26 protein-coding genes are annotated in these 20307 nt (G+C 61.0%); 24 read left to right on the top strand and 2 right to left on the bottom strand.

Going from position 1 to position 20307, the window contains the following annotated elements; translation table 11 throughout:
• Positions 1-75: 75 nt before the first annotated feature.
• Positions 76-597, bottom strand: a complete 522-nt coding sequence (locus F759_RS0113335; protein WP_027800297.1) for a hypothetical protein — start codon at positions 595-597, stop codon at positions 76-78.
• Positions 598-1075: 478 nt separating this feature from the next.
• Here F759_RS0113335 and F759_RS0113330 point away from each other — a divergent pair, with 478 nt between their 5' ends.
• The 11 genes from F759_RS0113330 (at position 1076) to F759_RS37680 (ending at position 9402) form a co-directional block, all read left to right on the top strand.
• On the top strand, positions 1076-1297 hold the full coding sequence (locus F759_RS0113330) for a hypothetical protein (RefSeq protein WP_027800296.1): 222 nt from the start codon (positions 1076-1078) through the stop codon (positions 1295-1297).
• A gap of 59 nt (positions 1298-1356) precedes the next feature.
• Positions 1357-1746 carry a hypothetical protein gene (locus F759_RS0113325; protein WP_152530627.1) on the top strand — a complete coding sequence of 130 codons (390 nt, stop codon included), beginning with the start codon at positions 1357-1359 and terminating at the stop codon, positions 1744-1746.
• 107 nt (positions 1747-1853) lie between these two features.
• Positions 1854-2813, top strand: a complete 960-nt coding sequence (locus tag F759_RS0113320; protein WP_244438821.1) for an N-6 DNA methylase — start codon at positions 1854-1856, stop codon at positions 2811-2813.
• Positions 2814-3098: 285 nt separating this feature from the next.
• The gene (locus tag F759_RS0113315; protein ID WP_027800293.1) at positions 3099-4787 is read left to right on the top strand and encodes a PRTRC system ParB family protein; all 1689 of its coding nucleotides are present in this window, start codon (positions 3099-3101) and stop codon (positions 4785-4787) included.
• Positions 4788-4874: 87 nt separating this feature from the next.
• Entirely contained in the window at positions 4875-5339 is a 465-nt protein-coding gene (locus F759_RS0113310) for a PRTRC system protein E (RefSeq protein WP_027800292.1), read from the top strand.
• Positions 5340-5349: 10 nt separating this feature from the next.
• Positions 5350-5568, top strand: coding sequence for a PRTRC system protein C (locus F759_RS0113305; RefSeq protein ID WP_027800291.1), 219 nt, complete (start codon positions 5350-5352; stop codon positions 5566-5568).
• Between the two features lie 96 nt (positions 5569-5664).
• Positions 5665-6807, top strand: a complete 1143-nt coding sequence (locus F759_RS0113300; RefSeq protein WP_027800290.1) for a PRTRC system protein F — start codon at positions 5665-5667, stop codon at positions 6805-6807.
• A 10-nt stretch (positions 6808-6817) separates the two neighbouring features.
• Positions 6818-7543 carry a PRTRC system protein B gene (locus tag F759_RS0113295; RefSeq protein WP_027800289.1) on the top strand — a complete coding sequence of 242 codons (726 nt, stop codon included), beginning with the start codon at positions 6818-6820 and terminating at the stop codon, positions 7541-7543.
• A complete protein-coding gene (locus F759_RS0113290) occupies positions 7540-8178 on the top strand; it encodes a PRTRC system protein A (protein ID WP_027800288.1) in 639 nt (212 codons plus the stop codon). The genes F759_RS0113295 and F759_RS0113290 overlap by 4 nt, the downstream gene beginning before the upstream one ends.
• Positions 8175-8993 (top strand): PRTRC system ThiF family protein, encoded by an 819-nt coding sequence (locus F759_RS0113285; protein ID WP_027800287.1) that lies wholly within the window; start codon positions 8175-8177, stop codon positions 8991-8993. Before F759_RS0113290 ends, F759_RS0113285 begins: the two co-directional genes overlap by 4 nt.
• Before the next feature lie 46 nt (positions 8994-9039).
• Positions 9040-9402 (top strand): hypothetical protein, encoded by a 363-nt coding sequence (locus F759_RS37680; RefSeq protein WP_051377255.1) that lies wholly within the window; start codon positions 9040-9042, stop codon positions 9400-9402.
• 170 nt (positions 9403-9572) lie between these two features.
• Here the strand turns inward: F759_RS37680 and F759_RS37675 are convergent, their stop codons facing one another.
• Positions 9573-10772 carry an adenine nucleotide alpha hydrolase family protein gene (locus F759_RS37675; RefSeq protein WP_084534253.1) on the bottom strand — a complete coding sequence of 400 codons (1200 nt, stop codon included), beginning with the start codon at positions 10770-10772 and terminating at the stop codon, positions 9573-9575.
• A 307-nt stretch (positions 10773-11079) separates the two neighbouring features.
• On the opposite strand from F759_RS37675, the gene F759_RS0113270 reads away from it, so the two are divergent.
• From F759_RS0113270 to F759_RS0113210, 13 genes are all read left to right on the top strand, one after another.
• Positions 11080-11406: a hypothetical protein gene (locus tag F759_RS0113270; RefSeq protein WP_027800286.1), complete on the top strand. Its 327-nt coding sequence runs from the start codon at positions 11080-11082 to the stop codon at positions 11404-11406.
• Positions 11407-11590: 184 nt separating this feature from the next.
• The gene (locus F759_RS0113265) at positions 11591-11977 is read left to right on the top strand and encodes a hypothetical protein (RefSeq protein WP_027800285.1); all 387 of its coding nucleotides are present in this window, start codon (positions 11591-11593) and stop codon (positions 11975-11977) included.
• Between the two features lie 74 nt (positions 11978-12051).
• Positions 12052-12513 (top strand): outer membrane lipoprotein, encoded by a 462-nt coding sequence (locus tag F759_RS0113260; protein ID WP_027800284.1) that lies wholly within the window; start codon positions 12052-12054, stop codon positions 12511-12513.
• A 95-nt stretch (positions 12514-12608) separates the two neighbouring features.
• Positions 12609-13001: a hypothetical protein gene (locus F759_RS0113255; RefSeq protein WP_027800283.1), complete on the top strand. Its 393-nt coding sequence runs from the start codon at positions 12609-12611 to the stop codon at positions 12999-13001.
• An 8-nt stretch (positions 13002-13009) separates the two neighbouring features.
• Positions 13010-13486, top strand: coding sequence for a hypothetical protein (locus tag F759_RS0113250; protein WP_027800282.1), 477 nt, complete (start codon positions 13010-13012; stop codon positions 13484-13486).
• A complete protein-coding gene (locus F759_RS44825) occupies positions 13483-13605 on the top strand; it encodes a hypothetical protein (protein WP_274533475.1) in 123 nt (40 codons plus the stop codon). Before F759_RS0113250 ends, F759_RS44825 begins: the two co-directional genes overlap by 4 nt.
• An 82-nt stretch (positions 13606-13687) precedes the next feature.
• Complete coding sequence (locus tag F759_RS0113240; RefSeq protein ID WP_027800281.1) at positions 13688-14095, top strand: hypothetical protein; 408 nt, start codon at positions 13688-13690, stop codon at positions 14093-14095.
• A gap of 83 nt (positions 14096-14178) precedes the next feature.
• Positions 14179-15693 (top strand): hypothetical protein, encoded by a 1515-nt coding sequence (locus F759_RS0113235; protein ID WP_027800280.1) that lies wholly within the window; start codon positions 14179-14181, stop codon positions 15691-15693.
• 11 nt (positions 15694-15704) lie between these two features.
• Positions 15705-16169: a hypothetical protein gene (locus F759_RS0113230; RefSeq protein WP_027800279.1), complete on the top strand. Its 465-nt coding sequence runs from the start codon at positions 15705-15707 to the stop codon at positions 16167-16169.
• 259 nt (positions 16170-16428) lie between these two features.
• A complete protein-coding gene (locus F759_RS0113225) occupies positions 16429-16668 on the top strand; it encodes a DUF3717 domain-containing protein (protein ID WP_027800278.1) in 240 nt (79 codons plus the stop codon).
• Between the two features lie 129 nt (positions 16669-16797).
• Positions 16798-17877, top strand: coding sequence for an ATP-binding protein (locus tag F759_RS0113220; protein WP_051377240.1), 1080 nt, complete (start codon positions 16798-16800; stop codon positions 17875-17877).
• A 111-nt stretch (positions 17878-17988) separates the two neighbouring features.
• Positions 17989-18915 carry a hypothetical protein gene (locus F759_RS0113215; protein WP_027800276.1) on the top strand — a complete coding sequence of 309 codons (927 nt, stop codon included), beginning with the start codon at positions 17989-17991 and terminating at the stop codon, positions 18913-18915.
• Positions 18916-18922: 7 nt separating this feature from the next.
• Entirely contained in the window at positions 18923-20173 is a 1251-nt protein-coding gene (locus F759_RS0113210; protein ID WP_027800275.1) for a vWA domain-containing protein, read from the top strand.
• Positions 20174-20307: the final 134 nt, after the last annotated feature.

Below are 20307 nucleotides of genomic sequence, written 5' to 3'. Positions count from 1 at the left end.
TCTCCTGCCGCGAGTCCCCTAGGCGAATGCAAAAGGCCCCACGTTTGCCGTTGCTTTCGGTTCTTGGCGGTTGCGTTAAACGGCCCTCGCCCTGATCGTCAGCGAAAGCCCGCCATGTGAGATTCTCATTTCCTGACCGCGATACGTGAAGAACTCGCTTGTTGTGCTGAAGTCATCGGCGCGACGCAATGCCGATACGTTGATCTCGCAGATAGTCAGAATCGTCCCGTCTGGTCCAACCCGGGGTGTGAGGGAGACAAAGATGCCGGAATGCGATTCGCCCGTCGAGCAGTCCGTGGTCGCGTCGCACGAGGCCTGATACGCGACGGTATCTTCGCTCGTTGCGGTTACCTGTTTTCCGTCGTCCGTCACGAAGTTGAATGACCTGAGAACTATCCCGTCGCGGGATAGAGTCACCTGGTAATAGATCTGCGAGGGCGCGGTGGTGGTCCGGCCGGGCTGGTCGCCCGTGATGGCAATGGATCGTTCGCGGATATCGTGGATTGCCACGCGTTGCGGGCCGGTTGGCGGCGAACTTTCTTCAGCGATTGCGCCGGTGGTAAATACAGCTAGCACGATAGCAAGGATCTTTTTCATTCGATTTATCCGTTGACGACGATAGTAAGGGTTCGCAGGACTGCCCGCGTTTTGCAAGTGAAGTGCATCTCAGCCAACCGGACACCCTTCGCGGCCCAAAGCTATATGGTTTTCTGAAGCTTTCGCGGTTAAGACCGTGAGCCGGCTCACGGGCGTCGCTCCTGCCCGCGTTAAAGGTGGACTGTTCGCATCGCCCTATGGGCGGGGCGAGAAGGGGTCGTAGGGTCAGGTAATCCACAGAGTTATCAAACGAATCTGTGGATATCTTCGCGATGATCCGTGCGCGTGTGCGGGCGAAAGCCACCCAAAAGTCGTGCCCATTCGAGCGTGCATGGCGGGCTCGCCCCGATACCATCGTTGCATCTCTCGCGTCCCTGACGCATCGACCACCCGCCTGCGACGAGCCGGCGGTCTTCATTTACCCCGACGGGCTCTACACCCGTTGCGGGCGTGCTCCCGTCCAATCGTTGGAGCTCGCATGAATCGTCAACGTCTCTTCTCTTTCGGACTGATGGTCTGGCAGACGCATGGTCTTTCTCATGACCAGCTGCTGCGGATCGTTAGCGCGAAAAAGCGTTACTCGCCACAGTTCCGCGCGGCAGCGCTACGTCATCTGGTGGCTGCGGCTCCGGTGTCGATAACTGGTGGCCGTCCTTTCGCGGAGCGGCGCCGTCGCGTGCGCGCTCACTACCGCGTCTAACCAGCAGTATTCACTCACCCAACGGGGCCGCCCCGTTGGGGATGCGCCCCGGATCACCTATGGAATCCGGCATGTTCAATCACTTTATTCAAACGTTCATTGATGCGCAGACGGCGGCATGGCGTCACTACAGCGCGATCGCAGCGACTGAAAAGCGCCTGTTTGGCGAGAGCCCCGACCCCGCCGTGCGCGTGCCGACTACCGCACAGGTGGTCGACGAGCTACGACGTACGTACGAGACGCTTGCCACGCGCATTATCTGGAAAGCGCGCGAGCAATTTGCCTGCGAGGGGAAGCGACCATTAGTTCATCGCGCCGCGATTCTCAAGGCGGCCGACTTCGATGTCGAGCGCTCGCTCGCGCTGGGCGAGGTCCCTGACTTCGACCTGCTGTGGACGGTGCTCGAATCGCAGTTGGGCAATATCGGTGCCCCGGCAGGGGAACGCTAATGGGACGCCAGCAGAGGAAGGAGCGTGCCGCGAGCAGTGGAGATCCGCACAAGGCTGCGATTATCAAGTTGATGCGCGAGTTCACGCATTCGCACGATCCGTACACTGTGTTCGCGGATTTCGTTGAAGTAAGCGCGATCGCCATTAGCAGCAAGGTCGACCAGTCGCAGTTCGAAGCGCGCGAGAAGCGTTACCTCGAAGTTGTCGGCAAATACAAACGGGAGGAAGTTAACCGGTTTGCCGCGATGTTTGCGGAACTGCAGATGTGCTACAGCACGCGCATCGACGCGATCGGGGACCCGGGCTCCGGTCATGAGCCGGCCAGCGGACTTGGTGACGTTCTCGGCGAAATTTTCATGGCGCTGGAACTCGGGAACGCTCGCGCGGGGCAGTTTTTCACGCCATATAGCGTGTCGCTGCTAATGGCCATGATGACCGTGGGCGATGGCGCGTCTATCCGCGAGCAGGGCTTCGTGACCCTGCAGGAGCCGGCCTGCGGTTCGGCTGGCATGGTGGTGGCGACGGCACAGGCCATGCATCAGGCGGGCCTGAATTATCCTGAGACCCTCCATGCGACCTGCGTCGACATTGACCCGCGGTGCGTGCATATGGCGTACGTGCAGCTATCGTTGATGGGCATCGCAGCGGTCGTCGTGCACGGTAACGCGCTGTCGCTTGAGGTCTGGTCAGTGTGGTACACGCCTGCCCACGTGCTCGTAGGCTGGAACAGGAAGCTCAGGCGTAGCAGGCAGCAGTTGCCTGTTGAGCCTGAGGTGTCCCCCGCAGATGAGGCGGCGATGCCGCAATCCAGTCTTGAGTCACCTGAGGCAGCGAGGACCGATGATGTCGAAATAGACTCAGGCACTTGCCGGCTGCACGCTGGCGATACCGCTGTTTGTGAAGAATCCGATATCGCCGTCGCGGTAGAGGATCAAAGCGACGGTTGCGCGCCGCTGACCGTGGCGTCGTCGCTTGCGGACCTCTTTGAGCAGGTGACAAAGGAGCCAGGGGCAAAGCGCACAGAGCCCACGATCTTCGATCGTATCGACCAGATGACGTTGTTTTGATGGATCACTGTTTTCTCACGCCGATCCGGGTGGCAACACCCGGTGAAAGCGATGTATGTAGAAAGCCCGGTCTTGCGACCGGGTTTTTTTTCGTCCGCTGAAGGCAAAAGGCGATACGATTTCTGCACCTTTTCACTGCGGCGACGCCCGTCACTGGCGGTATCGTTCAAATACTTACCGCGTCTCTGACGCATCGACCTTGCCGGCTCTATCCGGCTTTTCATCTTTGACCCCATCGGGAACCACTCCCGAACGGGGGCAGGTTCCCTCTCTGGAGAACCTGCGATGCAACAACAACTTACTGCTCCCCTCAAGCGCATCAGAATCGGTCGGAACCCTCGCACGTACTTCGATCCGAAGGCGCTCGCGGAACTGACCGAGTCGATCCGTCAGCACGGCGTGGACACGCCGATCATCGTGCGTCCGGTCGTTGACGGCGATTTCGACTACGAGGTCATCGCCGGTGGACGCCGTTACCGCGGCGCCATGGAAGCCCACGGCGAAGACTTCCCGATGCCCATCGTTGTAAAGGACGTCGACGAAGCCGAAGCGCGGCGTATTGCGCTCATGGAGAACATCCAGCGCGAGGACCTTTCGCCCGCCGAAGAAGCTCGCGACGCAGCTGAGCTGCTAGGGATCCATGGCGGCGATCGCGACGTGACGGCCAAGATCCTTGGTTGGTCACGTTCGACCCTCGATAGCCGCCTCGCGCTCCTGAACTGTTCGACGGCTGTGCTCGATGCCCTGAGCGAGCGGAAGATCAACATCGCTCACGCCGAGCTGCTGGCGGCGCTCTCGAAAGAGAATCAGGACAAGGTCCTGCCCGTCGTCGTCGCGGAGAAGCGTTCAGTCGCGGACGTGCGCAAGCTGGTGGAATCGGCGTCGTGCGCGTTGGCATCAGCCATCTTCGACAAGGCGGATTGCGCGGGTTGCCCGCACAACTCGTCGACGCAGGCGCAGATGTTTGGCGAAGCGATCGGTACGGGCAACTGTACGAACAAAACCTGTTTCAACGAGAAAACGGAGAAGCAGCTTGAAGCGACAGCGGCAGGCCTGCGTGATGAGTTCCAGACCGTGCGTATCGTGCGGGCTGGCGACAACCACACGCGCGTGCAACTGGCGGTGGACGGTCCGAAAGGCGTGGGGCTTGAGCAGGCGAAAGCCTGTCATGCCTGCGCGAACTACGGCGCGGCTGTCAGCGGCTTGCCAGAATCCCTTGGTAAGGCCTATCGCGGGCAATGCTTCGACACCGTCTGCAACATGAAGAAGGTGGCGGCGCGCATCCAGGCAGAGAAGGCCGCGGAGCAGCCGAAGCAGGCCGAAGGCGCGAAGTCAGCGCCGGCGGCAAAGAGCGCGAGCGGCACGGCCGGCAAGTCTGCAGGCGCGCCGACGTCGACGAACCCATCGGTCACGGTGATTGCCGAGTCTGAGAAGGTCAAGGCGTATCGCGTGAAGCTCTGGCGCAAGGCGCTACGCATGGACATCGGCATGGATCACAATCTGGCTCGCCAGTATCTGATCGCAGTCGTGCTAAGCGGCAACGCCCGGCACATTGAGGACGGTGCGTTCCGCAAGTTCTTCGAGCGCATGGTCGGTGGCGACGTCGAGTTGCCGATGGCGGATCTTCCGAAGTCGGTCAGCGCTGTTCAGGCGACCAGCGAGAAGGTTCAGGCGGACCTCATGATTGCCATGCTGTTTGCGGCGATCGAGGGGCTGGAAGTCACGCGGCTCACGCAGTTGTGCAAGTCGCACAAGCTGGACCTGAAGAAGCACTGGAAGCTCGACAAGGAGTTTCTGGAGCTGATTACGAAGTCCGAAATGCTGGTGCTGGCCGACGAGATCGGTATTCGCGCAGCGCTCGGCGACAACTTCAAGAAGGTTTTCGCGAAATCGAAACCGGAACTCATCGAGGCTCTGCTCAAGGTCGAAGGTTTCGACTATGCGGGCAAGCTGCCGAAGGTGCTGAAGTTCTGATCTGGCGGGGCGCGTTCTGCGTCCCGTTCCCCCTCTATATGTATACGCCGCCTCGTGCGGCTTTTTCACTTTTTTCTGGAGTCAATCATGTTTCAGCAACTGGAAGCGCTCGTGCGCTCCGCAGGCAAGGTCGTCATGACGTTGCAGGCAGCCGGTGATCAACTGGCGGTGTTTGTCGTGCCGCAAGGTGCGCCGGACCCGGCGCTGCGTCAGCCTCTCGTGCTCACGGCCACTTCGGCGGAGCTCGATGAGGGATTCGCGGCCGCACTGTTGACCTACACGGGTTCGCACAAGTCGCTCGAGGAGCAGGTCGCAGCAACAACGGCGATCCTCGAAGAAGCGACGAAGTCGCAGGCCGGCAAGGCGCAGAAGGCGTTGCAGGGCGGTTCGAAGAAGGCGCTTCCTGCGCCGGTTTCGAGCAGCGCGGCGGATAACGACGAGAGCGATGAGGATGACGATGCGCAAGCGTCGGAGCCCGCATCTGCTGTAGCGTCGGCCGAGCCCGTATCCGCCGGGCCGAAAGGCACGGACCTGCTGTCGCTTCTCGGATAAGGGGCCTGCCATGTCGATCTCCATTGCGGCAGTGATTCGCGAGTTCGCCTACAACGGCATGACCCTTCTCGATCCCGGCCCGGCGTTCACGCCGGATCAGGTTCGCGATCTGTTCACCGCACAGTACCCTGAACTGACGACGGCCGCGGTAGACGGGCCCGAAATCAGTGGGAACGTGATGCGTTATACGTTCGTCCGGGCAGCAGGGGCCAAAGGCTCCCATGCGTAAGGACGCTTTGCTCAAAGCCCTGTCCGGACCGGACGCGGCATTCAACCAGGAACCGCCCGAAAGGGCGGTTTTTCTTTATGACGAGGAAGCCCGCTCATGCTCTTCGATCCTTCAACAGCTGATTCGCACTTCACTCTCGGCGCCGGTGGGTCGTGGCAACCGCCACGCGCTGCCGTTGCCCGATGTCGACCTGCCACTGATTTTCTGACGCTGCCCAGCGTCGCGGACGACGTCCCTGTCGCTGCACGCGTGAAGTGGCGCGAGGACGTATCGCTCGCGTCTCTGGCAAAAAAGCACTTCCTGTACGGACCCCTGCGTGCCGCAGACGTGAACGCGCCGGTCGATGCTGGAGATGCCTTGCAGCAGGCGTTCTTTGCCTGGGCGAGGCGCCACACATGCCGACTCGAGCGAATCACGGTGCAGGCGCGGCTGTTCGACAGCCACGCGGTGGGCGACGTCCTGCGGTACACCGGAACGGCGAGCAATGACGAAGATCCTTCGCCACTGTTCTTCGCTCTGGAGTCGCCAGAAGAATGGATCTGCTCATTCGGGGCGACGGCCGCGAAGTTGCGCGCCGCGCATCCGCTGCTTCTGCGCACGGTCATGTCCGTCATCCATCGGGCCTCCCTGCGTACGGTTTGGCTGCGAACCCCCGACTGGTTCATGTATGAATTTTCATGCTGGTACTGGGACGGGGACGAGCGCATCACCGACGCGGAAGCGGACGAGATGCTCAAGGAGCGGTTTGGCGAAGACGAAGAGGCGCGCAAGGCTTATCTGCCCTCGGTCGTCAGACCCATGCTGGCCCCGGAGGACGCTGAAGCTTCCGTTTTCACCGGCGGCCGCTGGCGGCTTCGTCCGGCATTGACGGACGACGAGCTGCTTGCGCTGCGTTCCAGAAGCAGGGGGACTGTTCGCCGGGTCTGCACAGAATTGCTCAGCCTGAACCGGCTGATGCACGGCACGCGTCGGCGAAGACTTTTTGACGCCTGTTACGAGACCAATCCCGTCTACGCGGGATGCGGAATCGTCTACGACGGCAACGAGTTCACCGGCGACATCCTCGACGCTCATTTCGACAGCGAGGCTCAAAGCGGCGAGGCCACGACTTATCACGGCTTCATCGCATTGGGCGCCAACGCGCGCGCGATCCGCCGGCAGTACGCCGACTGGGAGCTCGCATTTTCCATTCTGAAGCGTCTCGACCGCCTGCTGGCGTTGGTGACGCACATCATCTAGGAGTCTTCTTATGTCTGGTATCTCAACTGGCCGCGCCGGTGCAGATGTTGCACTGCAGTCGGCGCTGCTGCTGTACGGCGCGAAGGATGACAGCACGGTGTTTGCAACGGCGCACCCGATCGCGTTGGTGAACGGGCGCCCTACGGTCGGCGCTGGTCGGCCGCTGCAGCGCGACGCGCTGATTTCTGCGCTCACAAAACTGGCGGAGCACGCCGCACCGAAGGCGGAGTTCCTGCCGCCGACGGTGTTAGGTGTCTCGTCGGCGGCCGTGACGTGGTGGTGCCCGGGCGGAATGCGCCGGGTGTTCTTCAAATGCTCTAACCTTGGTGAGCGCTCCGCCGTCGTGCCGCATCCGGGACTCGTATTCCAGGCGTCCAGTCTGGGATTTCGCGTCTTTGCGCTCGCCGATGGAGAGCGACCCACGGCGGGCACGAAGCTGTTTGAGCCGCCGTACTTCAACACGTGGGATCAGGGCGGCATCTGCATCGGAACGGCGCGGGTGCCCAAACGTGTCGATGTGGCATCGATCCCCCGCTGGGAAGCCGGGTTTTTCGAGTCGGCCTTCACCCATCCCAACGCAGGCGGCAAGCGCGTGAGCTACACGGATGGTGAATACGCCTTCTGGCGCGACATGCTCGACGGGAAGTTCGGCGAGACGTTTCCGCTCGAATGCCTCGTGCCGACGAAATTCACGGTGCAGGCGCTGGTGAGCGGTCGCGTCGGAGGTGCAGCATGAACGCCCTGGACGCAGTCCTGCAGAAGTCGTTTCCGTCCGTGATGGTCCCGCGCAATGAGGCGGTGCCGCCGCTGACGGTCGCGGGCGAGCGGCTGCTCATCGCCTCTAACGGCATCTGGCTTGAAGTGTTCCGTCCGTGGATCCGGGTGGTCCGCTGCATAGCCCGTTACGACGTGCGCACAGCGATTCCGTACGGCGAGGTTGCCGAATCAACGGAACTGCTGTGCGGCGCTGTACCGGGAGAGCACGTAGCTGCGTTCTACCAGATAGCCCGTGCTGCTCTGCCGAACGAGGCGGGGGCATGGATCGTCTGGAACAACCACACGCGGGAATTCCGGATCGTTGCGTTGCCATCGTTGTCACATGGTCCCGGGCATCTCGTGTATGAGCGGCCGATTCTGCGTGACGGCGAAAGCGTCATGCTGGACTGTCATTCGCATGGCTCGGGCGCCTCGTTTTTCTCGCGAACGGACAACGATGACGACCGGCATGACGTGAAACTCGCATTGGTGCTCGGGCATTGCGACCGTGCACCATCGGTCGCGCTTCGACTGTGCGCCAAGGGGATATTCGAGAAGCACGACGGTATCCCCGGCACGTGGCAGGCGGCGCTGGATGCGGAGGTGACGGCATGAGTACCGCCATCAAACACTGCATTCCACAGCACATGCTCACGCAGGCCTGGCGGGTGGTTGTCGTTGGCGCTGGCGGCACGGGCAGTGCATTGCTGCCCAGCCTCGCGCGGCTGCACCACGCAATGATCGAGCTCGGACACCCGGGTGGAATCGAATGCACGGTGTATGACGACGACACGGTCAGCGAGACGAATGTCGGGCGGCAGGGCTTCTATCCGAACGACGTGGGTCAGTACAAGGCGTTGCTGCTTGTGAACCGGCTGAACAACCTCATGGGTACGCGGTGGGTTGCGGAGGCGCGTCGTGTCGATTCAAGTGTCCGGCTTAACGCGGATCTCGTGATCGGATGTGTTGACACGCGGCGTGCGCGCCATGCGATCGTGCAGTCTGCGAAGCGCGGCTCGTGCCGTTACTACCTCGACTGCGGCAATGAGACGGATCGCGGCCAGGTCATTCTCGGCGAGTTTGGAAAGGCACGGCATGACAGGTTGCCCCATGTGGGCGATCTGTTTCCCGACCTTCTGAACGCGAAGAACGACAAAGGCGACGACGCGCCGTCCTGTTCGATGGCCGACGCACTGCGCAAGCAGTCGCTGGTCATCAACCAGGCGATTTCGGTGCAGGCGTTCAATCTGTTGTGGACGCTCTTTCGCACCGGGTCGCTGGACTGGTCGGCCGTATTCGTGAACCTCACAACGGGGCGAACGAATCCGGTTGCCACTGATCCTGCTGCATGGGCGCGCTTCGGGTACGAAGCACCGAAACCGGCGGAGAAGAGGGCTCGCAAGAGTCGAAAGAAATCCGCCGCACTCTGATATGCCGCTTCCTTCGGGAAGCGGCTTTTTTTTTGACCGGAGAATCATGAAACAGAAGATTGTTGATAGCCTGGCGCAACACGGGTGGGCCAAGGACCGGATTGTGGATGCGTTCAGCAGTACGTTCGAGACCGTTGTCGCGCCGAAGCGGGCCAGCATCTGGTTGAGCTTCGATCGCGAGTGCGATCGCTGGTGGCTAAAGAACGGCGAATTCACAAGCGCTGGCGAGAATGTATTAGCGGGCAGCTTTGCGATATTCCCGACCGGCATGCCTCATGACGAGATCGAAGACACTGTCGCGGCCCTCGTTGCCGGTATGGAAGGCAGCATAGCAGGGGCGTATTCGGTACGGCTGCTTGGCCAACGTGAGCAGGAGGGGTCACCGAACACACCCGGTCACAGGGGCTAGACTTTTATTGCGTTCGCCGCAGCAGTGCGTCTGAAACCCCCGCCCGTGGTTGCGTCGGCGGCTGTACTGAACGTATGACGACGAGCGCCGTTCCCTCCGGGGACCGGCGCTTTTTTTTCCGCGAGTGGCCAGGGCACTCACACCGTCCGCCGATAGCCGGTCCGGCACGTTCAGAAGGCGAACGAGGCTTGCGTCGGGACAGCAGTCGCGCTGTCCCCTGAAAAAAATTCCGGTTGTGAGGCGTTGCGCGCGGCGAACAGTTCGTCATATCGCTGCGCGACCGAGTCGGCCGTCATATGCTCGATGTCGATACCGACGAGCGACGCTACGCGGGTGCGAACGCTCGCCAGGAGTACGGCTTCCTCGTAGGTGGGGCGTACGGTTGGCCAGCCGGACGTGAAAAGCAGGTGACAGGGGATCTCCGCTTCGATCGCCTGGCGTTGAAGAGCAGCGGCCTTTGCGCGCGCGATGTCAGATTTCAAGCTCAACGGAAGCAGGTCTGGCGATACGTCCGCAAGCCATCGTTGTCCCTGAAAGGCGAAAGTTGACGCTGCTTCCATTGAGACCATTTCGCGATAGAGGTTGTGGTTATCGGCGCAGCCAGCGGCGGCGCGCAGATCCTCCAACGAACTCATGATGCAGAACGCGCAGGAGAAGCGGGAGGCACCGGACACAGTGTAAGCCTCATGAAGCGCAAGTCCGGCCGCTGCGATCTCCCCGAACACGTCTTCTACCGGCCATTCGATGATCGCGTTCCACGTCCAGCCTTTGTGGCTGCGCCGGGTGAGGGCGGCGAGGGGAGCGGCGACCGGCATCTTGCCTCGCGCCGAACTCTCCTGACGTCGAACACCTGTGACGTTAATGATGTCACGTGCCGGGTAGCGCTTCTTCAGGGCGCTGGTGATCACGGAGGTCTTGAGCTCTGAGGTGCAAAAGCGCATGGAGGGTGTGCTCCACGGCAAGATCAGCTTGACACAAGACAAGGCCCGATAGCGCGTGACATTGTTCTCCCAGCGCTTCTGCCAACGCGCCAGCATGTCGCCAGCCTGGCGTCGCTCAGTTAGAAGCTCCCAGCCGAGATGGGCGGCCAGCCGCTCGCAAGCGGGTTTGCTGTCTTTCCATTCGACGCGTCCGAGGTCAGCATGGACCAACACGCGGGGCCCGGCATGACCAATCGCGTCGAGATGACGTGCGACAGCAAGCGCGCATGCAACGCTGTCCTTTCCACCGCTAACGCCGATCGCGACGACCGCGTCGCTATCGAGCAACGCGTCAACCTCTTGCGTGGTGGTCACGAAGCGGTCGAGCCTGCCAACCGGATTGCGCAGTGAGCGGTGCAGTGTGGACAGGGTAATGATCTGGGAGGGCATAGCCGATATAAGTGGACTTGATGATCCATCTTCGCAGCTACGTGAAGAAGTCAAGCGCGGCCGGTGGCGAGCCATAACGGCGAAAGCGGGGTGCGTTTCACGATGTTTCCAGGTCTCGGCTGCTTCGACTTGACCTAGACTCACCCTATCACCCGCGCTTCTGCGCATCGAAAGAACACTCCAGCTTGCTGGAGTGCTCGAACCTTTGACCGGCTATCGTCGGTCGTTCACGACGGATCAAATCCGTCTGTCAACCCTGTTGGGAGCCATCCCAATGGGACCGGCTCCCTTTTTTTGGAGCCGCACCATGCTGCCGCAAGCTTTCGCTTCTGTTGATCCGATCAGCACCCCTGCTAAGGCATCTGTCTCCCCGGCCGATGCTTACAGCAAGTCCCGTGAACTTCTAGGTCTCGTCTACGGCCAAGGTTTCAGTCAGGCCAAGACTGCGTATGACTATGAGATGTTCGCCACGGACCTCCGTCGTGAGTTTCCCGATGCTGTCCCTGCGAAAGGGCGCGTCGCCGGAACTGACGAACACGTGTCGTGGATCCTCGGTAGCCAGACCGTCGCGGTCTGGAGCCCGGAGATGTCTGTCGGTGTGACTGGTTATTCGAATCGAGTCTGTAACCATTGATTGGTTACTGCGTCGCTCGCTTTACCGCGGTCGGATTCTTGCCCGTCGCCCTGCATTATCTCACCGCCGTTCGTCGTAACCGCGTTTGTTCACAGCTTCAGGTGTAACCCACCTGAAGCGCACATTTGACCCTGTTGGGAGCCAATCCCAACGGGACCGGCTCCCGCTTTTTCGGAGCTGTTCCATGTCGAATCGAAACCATGCGGCCACGGTCGTTTCGTCCCAGTTCGTTCTTATCGTAGGTGCCGTTCTCGTTCTAATGGGCTGCGCACTGGTCATTTCTGGCTGCGCGTTCGAAGCGCAGAGCCAACTCGATCTGCTGCGTGCGCATGGACCGGCTGCTCTCGATACCTATCTGGCGCACGTCGGCTCGCATCAACTGTCTTTCGCTGCTCTTATGGTCGAGTCCGTTACCGGACACGGCTACGTGTACGGCGCGTTCATGCAAGGCGTCGGTTTCTGGTTTGTCTTCGTTCTCACACCGCTCTCAGCTGCGCTGCTCGCCGCAGTGCGCTGGTTCGCTGTCCGCGACCGAAACGCGAACCATCGCCGCCTGGCTACTGTTCACTGAATCAAAACTCTCCTTTTCCCGTCAGGGCGACCTCCCTGACGGGACGGTTGCCCCAATTTCGTTGAGGCAATCAAATGTTCAAGATCATCGTCAGTCTCGTTCTCGCATCCATGCTGTCGGCTTGCGCCGGTATCGACTTCGGTTCTCCGAATACGTACCAGCGGTATGACGTGCAGCACGCGGGTTCCCTCGAACAGGGAACGGTTCTCCGTACTCGCGCCATCACGATCGAAGCCAGCCAGGATAACTCTGGTCTGACGTCGCTCATCAGCGCGGGCGTCGGTGCTTTCCTTGGCTCACGCACGATTGGCAACGGCACCGGTCGCTACATCGCCGGCGCCTTGTCCGGAGCTGCATCCGGCTTCATCACGCAGAAGGTTTCTCAGGTGCTGTCGCATCACGCAGGCCTCGAAATCATCGTGCACACGAACGCAGGGCGCGACGTGGTTGTGGCTCAACCCGACGATCAGCAGTTTGCGCCGGGCGATCACGTCCTGCTTATCTCGACCAACTCGGGTTTGCGCGTTACGCACTGACCTGTTTCATTGCTATGCGGCTGGCCTTAGCTGGCCTGTCTCTTCATTCCGAGGTGTTCCCGAAAGGGGCACCTCGCTATTTTTTTGAGGTTTATATGTTGAAAGTCCCCAAGGTGTTCTATGCCGACCGCCGCAGTGCGGGCGCGGCGACGGACTCCGCGATAACCGACCACGCAACGCGGATGTTGCGACGCGTGGCTCGCGACCTTCGTTTGCATTCGAACGAACACGAGATCGTCGCCGAACCGGCGCGTCGCGGTCGCGGCTGTCGCGTGACTCTTCGCACCCCGGCCCTCATGCTGGAAGTCGCGGACACGCCGACACGTCAGATGGTTGCCGTGTCGTTCCGCACCCGCCGTGGCCGCTCCGACATGTCGGGCGGTGGCGAGAATGCTGTATCCCTCGACCAGCTCTCGTCCGCGGATGGTTATAAGGTGCTGCTCGGTGGTCTCCGGCTTGCCGGCGGCCTCGATGCTGAGCGTCGGTAGGAGGCGCAATGGAAATCATCGATATTCGTGTCGAATACGCCTCCGGCATGACAATCGCCGATAGAGCGGCTCTTCTGCCGGATCTAGGTGAGGTCTGCCTGCCTGAAAGGCTCGCGGTGCTTTTGCGCGAGTTCTCGATGACGGAGGCTCCGCCCAGGGTTTCCGCAACAATCAGAGGGCGTACGGTGACGCTGGACCAGGGAGTCGATGGGAATTTCATCATTCCGGAAGGCGCGCTGGAATCGGCTCCAGTTCCAGTATGGTGGCTGCGGGTCCTGCAGGCCTCTATTCCGCAAACGAAGGACCAATGGCAACAGTTTGGTCGTTTCATGCATACGCTTTCCGCAGCGTCGTTGATCGGCGCGATTGGCTTCTGGCACTCCACGTCGTCGTGGACGGCCAGCAACATTCTGAGCGAGGTTAATCTGCTCCTCGCCTTTGTGATAACTTACTACGAGGGCATGGTTTCCATGAAAGGAGCATGAGCATGGGTTTCAGTTTCTTCGCTCTGGGTGTAGCGCTGGCGTTTCTTGGCTTGGGCATTTTTGCGGAGCACAACCGCCGCAAGGACACCGAGCGTCGGCATTCGCGCATCCCGCGTTAATCGACTATTTGAGCCTGTCTGACAGGCTGAAGACCAATCTGGCCGCACCTTCGGGTGCGGCTTTTTCATTTCTGGGCCCTCCATGCCATTAACCCTTGACTTGCCCGTCGCGCTAGCGGCGGCCCCCTTTGAAACGGTAGGTATGACCGTTGGTAGTGTCGTAGATCAGGTTTCCCGTGTGTTGCGCCGTACCGAAATCGAACCCGAGTGGGTGAGCCACGCTAACTTCATCGACGTAGATTGCCCAGACAGATTTGGCCTTGGGCCGTCGGCCCCGTGGCCTGTCGAGGAGTCAACCCGCCGCGTGAGTCTGGCGGTCGGTCGTGGCAATTCCGAAGGATGGATCATCCGCGTCGACGTGATCGAACTGGTCACGGATGGTGAGTCCCAGTTGTGGAAGAGCGTTCCACTCATCCGCATCAAATCACTCTCGCGCTCGCAAGCGTGGTCTATAGCAGCAGTCGTCTCGCGTCTGCTGGACATCGACTGAAGAGCGTTTAATTCCCTGAACCCCGATGGGCCGACATCCCCATCGGGGACGTTGGCCCTTTTCATTTTGCGGAGCCAACATCAATGTACACACTATCCATTCCCAACGAGACATTTTCCGCCCCGACGCTCGCGGGCGTCATCGCGCTGTTCACCAACGAACACGTAAAGGCGGCAGACACGTCGTCAATCTCGCTACAGAGCGACGCCATTCCGGCAAGCGTGACGCGCTACAACGGCACGCTGGCGCTTCGGTGTGCAGGTTCGGCTGCCGAGATCGTAGCCCGACTGTTCGACGAGGTTCACGCGTTCTGGCTGTCCGCCTATGGAGAGCAGGCCCGTCCTTGGCAGGTCCGCCCGACGCACTGGGAGGAGCTGTTCGGGCTCTTCGAACTGGCGCGTGCGCCGCAAAGCTTCCTGTCGACCAATCAGATCGATGCGGAAAAGGCGGCCGCGCGAGATGCGCGACAATTCTTCAATCTGTCGTCGCTTTTCCATGACGCGGCGATCGCACGCTTTGGCTTCGGCTCAGGCGGTCCCGCAGTGGCCGGAGGTCAGGTGAACGGTCGTCACGAGGTTCATGTCGCCTATGCTCTGCTTCGCAATGAAGACGTCCCCGCGGTGGTCATGGATGATTACCGCGCGATGGAGCAGCCATTCCGCTATGACCTGGAGTGGGCGGTGCCGCTGCTGACCGTGCCCGAAGTCCGCGGCCGGCTCTCGGCAAACAGGTTGCAGTGCGTTAGCTCGGTCATGCGTCACGCGAAGCAACCGATTACGGCAGAAAACATCGATGCCATCGTTGCTGCAACGGCGCACCTGCCCGAAACGGCGGGATACATCGAGGTAGATGATGCTCTCTTCGATGCGCAGATCGTGAGCGCCGAGGCGTTACCGGCAATGTTCGGAACGCCTGTCGCCATCGGGGAGCCGCTAAACGACTTCGCGGCGCGGCTGAGACAGTTGCTGGCGGACTGGCGGCGCGACAAGACGGTGGACCGCGCGCACATGGAACGCACGCAAGGTCGGATGAGTGCGCGCCGGCACAAGCTCGAGTGCGAGATGGCGCTCCTGTCACATGGGCGCGAGTCGTTCGAGTGGCCCAATCGCGTAGCTTCAGCGATCGAGGAGCGCGATCTTTCGATGCTTCTGAATCTGCTGGATACGCCGGACGATCGCAACCGCAGCAGCAAACAGGCCGTCGAGGAGTTCCACGGCGTAAAGCTGCGGGGCGTGAAGGCGAAAGCCCGTCGCCGTGCTGTCTTCAGTCTGTGTGGCTTTGACGAAACCGCTGAGCGTGAGTGGGAAAAGGCCGATGAACAGCGCAAGATGGAAAAGCGCAGGGCTGACGACGCGCAGCGCGCCAGGGACGCGGCGCAGAGCGCGCGTTACAAGCGCACTGACGGCGCGGTCATCGACGGGGTCACGCATGTTGACGACGCCATCGCATCGGGTTTCAGTGAGATCCGTAACTGGCGCGTCGGTGCAATTCTTCAGTACGCACTGGTGAACCCGGCGCTTAACGAAGGACGGCGCCTGCAGGCGAAGGATGGCACGCTCGCCTATGCGCGGGCGGTCCTCGAGCGCCGTGCTGCGTAAGGGGAGGGCATATGCGATTTGACCGTCAGGGTCGGCCGGAAGGTTTCTCCTGGACGAGCCGCCGTCAGGCACTTTTCCTCAGTCGCGAGCAGCGACAGCGCGAAAAGCTCGCGCAGGCATATCCGCTGTTCAGCGAGCAGCTCGAGCTACCGCCCACACGGACGCTGGACGAAGAGCACGCGCGTCGCGAGAGGTTGTTCATGGAGGCCGAGCAGCGTATGCGGGATCTGTACGCGCGGCAATGGCGGCGCGCGCGTCGGGAGTACTTCGCTTGCACACCGGATCAGCGCGCCCGGATCAAGGAGGAATGGGAGCGTTGGCGCGGCCCCGCAAGACCGTCCGCGTTCTCCTACGTGATCGAGAAGTACAACGGTGTCAGTGAAGAAAAATCGCGCGTATTTCGTGAACGCGAACGAGCGTTGAATGCGCGCGTCGATGCAATGTTGTCCGCGCAGTCCTCGCTGTCGTTGTCCTGATTCGACATTTCTCTGACTCAGACCGGCGCTATGCGCCGGTTTTTTTTCGTCCGTGGAAACCGGAGCGCACGCTGCAGCGCATTTTAAGCGGGGCGTTTTTTCGCAGCATACGCGCCGAACAGAGATGGCGGCATGCCTACACTGTCTCTATCACCCGCGTCCTGGACGCATCGAACTGCCGGATACGCGGCAACAATTCTGCCCCGAGGGACTTCGTCCCTTCCGGGCGTCGTCGGGGCACTTCTTCTTGAGGATCCCCATGAACACCCCTGTGAGTTCCGACGCAACAGAGGTCTCGATCGCGCAGATCGAAGACGCTATCAACGTCTGGCGCAACCGCAATCCGTCGATGTTTGAGACGGACGTGCTGGTTCTTTGTGCCGAAGCACGCTGTCTTGCCAACCTTTACGGCGAGATGATCTTCCTGCGCACCGCATCGGTTTCGCGCGGTTCGCTGACGCCGGCGCAACTGGCCGCACTGGTCGGCGCGTGGGCGTAACGCACCACTGATTTTCCCGCGTCGTCCGACGCATCGACTTGCCGCGACAGCGGCACACCTAACCCGCCCCATAGGGACCAAGTCCCCTGGGGCGCTGGTTCGTGGGGCATTTCTATTTGCGAGAACCCCATGAACGCACGTAACAACGCTGCTGCATCTATTGCTGGCGCCAATCAGGCGCCTGCCAACCAGGTGACCGCAGGGCAGCTGATCGAACTTCTCACGGCCTTTGTGCCGGCGCGGTTGCCGGTGCTGATTACCGGTAGCCCGGGCATCGGCAAGAGCGATATCGTCGAACAGGTTGCGCGAGCAACCGGTCACGTGCTACTCATCAGCCATCCGGTGGTCGAGGATCCAACCGATTCGAAGGGGCTGCCGTTTCCGTCTGCCGACGGCGCGACAGCACGCCACCTTCCTTTTGGCGATCTTGAGGCGGCTGTCAACAGCAAGACGCCCCTGATCTGGTTTCTTGATGATCTGGGGCAGGCGTCGCCTGCGGTTCAGGCGGCCAAGATGCAGTTGCTGTTGGCGCGGCGTATCGGAACGCATGCCCTGCCGGATCATGTCACCTTCGTTGCTGCGTCTAACCGGCGCAATGACAACGCGGGCGTGACAGGCATTCTTGACCCTGTCATCTCGCGTTTCGCGACTGTCTTGCAACTGATTCCGACGATCCAGGATTGGACGGACTGGGCGGTGCGCAACAACGTGCCGGCCGAACTGATCGCATTCCTGCGGTTCAGGCCGGATCTGCTGTCCGTGCGCAAGACGACGCGGGATATCGAAAATTCGCCGAGCCCGCGCAGCTGGGGATTCGTCGGCAAGACGATGAACGTAGTTCCCAAGTCGCTCGAGTTGACCTCCTACGCGGGAACGGTGGGAGAGGGAGCGGCGACGGAGCTGCTCGCCTTCCTCGGCATCTATCGTGAGTTGCCCTCGCCGGACGCGATCCTGCTGTCGCCCGACACGGCGCCCATTCCGGAAACGCCGGCGGCGCTGTTCGCAACGACAACCGCGCTGGCAGCGCATGCAACCGAAGGCAACTTCGATCGTGTGCTGACCTACAACGACCGCCTCATTGACGCCGGACATCGCGAGTTCGGCGCACTGCTCGCGCGTGACGCCATCCGGCGCACGCCGACGTTGCAGAACACTCACGCGTTCATTCGTGCCCAGAGCGGTCCGCTAGGATCAATCATCCGCGGCTGACAGGCCTTCTTTCCACGCTTCATCCGTTGTCCCTTGCCACGGCCCGCTTCGCGCGCGCCGTGGCTTTTTTATTTCTGCCTCATCCATTCATCCATCTGTCGGAGTCATTCCATGAACATCACCAACATCAAGTCTAAAGTCATGCTGTCGTCGGTCACGATCTCGACCTGGCAGGCACGCTGTTTCGACGTCAAGGCGACCGAAGAAGTTGAAAAGTCGCACGAGACGAAGGGTATCGGCCGTTTCAACAAGCGTCTGATGCCTGAACATGCGCCGAGCTACAGGGAGGTGGTGTCGATCGGCAACCGCGTCCGCTCGTACTACTACGACCACTCGCTCAAGTACGATCAGCTGGGCGTACGCCTTCTGCCGACGATGGTCTATATGGACTTCGCGGATCAGATGCGCAAGCTGAAGGACGAGTTCGAACTGGCCGTGTCCGTCTTCCTGACGGACTATCTGGACCTGAAGGAAAAGGCACGTGCTGAGCTGAACGGGCTGTTCAACGAGGCGGATTACCCGAGCCTCGCGCAGATGTCCGGTAAGTTCGGGATCAAGATGGCTGTGCTTCCGTTTCCGGACGCGACCCAGTTTGGTATCGATCTGCCCGACGACGTTCTGTCAGCTTTGCGCACCGATATCGACCAGCACGTTCTGGCCAGTATCTCGACGGCCAACAACGATCTCGTCGGCCGCCTTTACGAAGCCACTTCGAAGCTTGCCGACCGGCTGTACGCGGAAGGCAATGTGCGACTGGACGTGACCAATCAGGTGCGCGAACTGTGTGAGCTCCTGCCGAAGCTGAATTTCAGCAACGACCCGAAGCTCACGCACATCCTCGAGCAGGCAAAGAAGCACCTGGCCGTGCACACCGGAGCAGACCTCAAGGAGTCGCGCGTGCTGCGCTCGCAGGTTGCCGCCAAGGCCCAGGAAATCGAAGGCCTGATGGCGGCGTTCATGGGCAGCACGCCGGAGCCGATGATCGACCAGGAGCCGTCGACTCAGGAGCAGACGCCGCTTCTGCGTCTGGTCGCGTGAGGTGGCTATGGACGCTCGTATCTCGAAGCAGCGGACCGCGCTTGTTCTGGACCAGCCGTTTTTCGGGGCGCTGGCGCTGCGGCTGAAGGTCGTCGAAGATCCGTCGTGCAAGACGTTCTGGACCGATTCGGTTTCGATCGGCTACAACCCGTCGTTTCTATCGCAACTGAACGACCTCCAGACGCGCGGAGTTCTGGCGCATGAAGTGTTGCACGTGGCCGGTGGCCACTGCTGGCGCCAGGGCGATCGCGACCCGGATCTATGGAACGACGCGTGTGACTACGCGATCAATCCAATCATCATTGATGCGGGAATGCAGTTGCCCAAGGGTGTGTTGATTGATGCCCGGTTTACCGGAAAGTCCGCCGAAGAGATCTACGGCATCCTCGCGCAGGAGAAGCGGAGCAGGGAGAAGCAACGGCAGGAGCAGCAGGGTCAAGGGCAGCAGGATAGTGGCAAACCGGCAGGGAAGTCTGGCTCGCAGCCAGGCGTCCCGAACGGGGGCAGCAGCCCGTCGCAATCCGCGAACGGCGACCACAGTGCTTCGCGGCCCTCTCACTACAGCGCGTTCTCATGTGGCGAGGTCCGGCAGTATGTCGCCGACGACCGTGCAAGGCAGGAGGCCGAGTGGAAGGTTGCCGTGCATCAGGCCGCGAAGGCGGCCCAGATGCGCGGCGGCATGCCGGGGGCGCTGCAGGGAATGATCGCGCAAGCGGTCGAACCTGCCGTCGACTGGCGGCCGATCCTGCACCGCTTTGCGCAGGAATCGTCGCCGACGGACTACAGCTACCTGATGCCGAACCGCCGTTATCTGCACCTGGGTTTGTATCTGCCGTCGTTGCATGAACCGGCGGTAGGCGACGCGGTATTTGTTCGCGATTCAAGCGGCTCGGTATGGGACGAAACGCAGGCACAGTTCGCGGCGGAAATTGTCGCTGTGAATGACGGCGTGCGGCCGCGACGGTTGATCGTAATGGATTGCGATACGCATATAACGCAGATGCAGATCTTCGAGCGCGGTGACGCGGTCGATTTCGAACTGCAACCCGTTCGCGGCGGTGGCGGCACTTCGTTCGTCGAGCCGTTCAGGCGGCTCGCAGCAGAGGGCATTCATCCGGCGTTTCTCGTGTATCTCACCGACATGGATGGCCGCTTCCCCGATGACGGGCCGTCGTACCCCGTTCTTTGGGCGTCGACCACGCCGCTTAATCGAGCGGAGAAGGCGCCGTTCGGTGAAACGGTTGAAGTTATCTGCTAGTGGCTTTGCCTTCGCCCATTCTCGTGAACCCAACCCGGCTCCTGCAGCCGGGTTTTTTTGCCTTGGGGCTCGGAATTCGAGCCGGTTCCATAAATTACAAGGTCAGTCACGGCAAGCGCTAGCTTGGAAGCGTT

This window comes from Paraburkholderia dilworthii, from assembly GCF_000472525.1.
Taxonomy (GTDB): Bacteria; Pseudomonadota; Gammaproteobacteria; order Burkholderiales; family Burkholderiaceae; genus Paraburkholderia; species Paraburkholderia dilworthii.
Note: the sequence above shows the minus strand (reverse complement) of the source record. Positions and strands in the feature narration are given on the sequence as shown.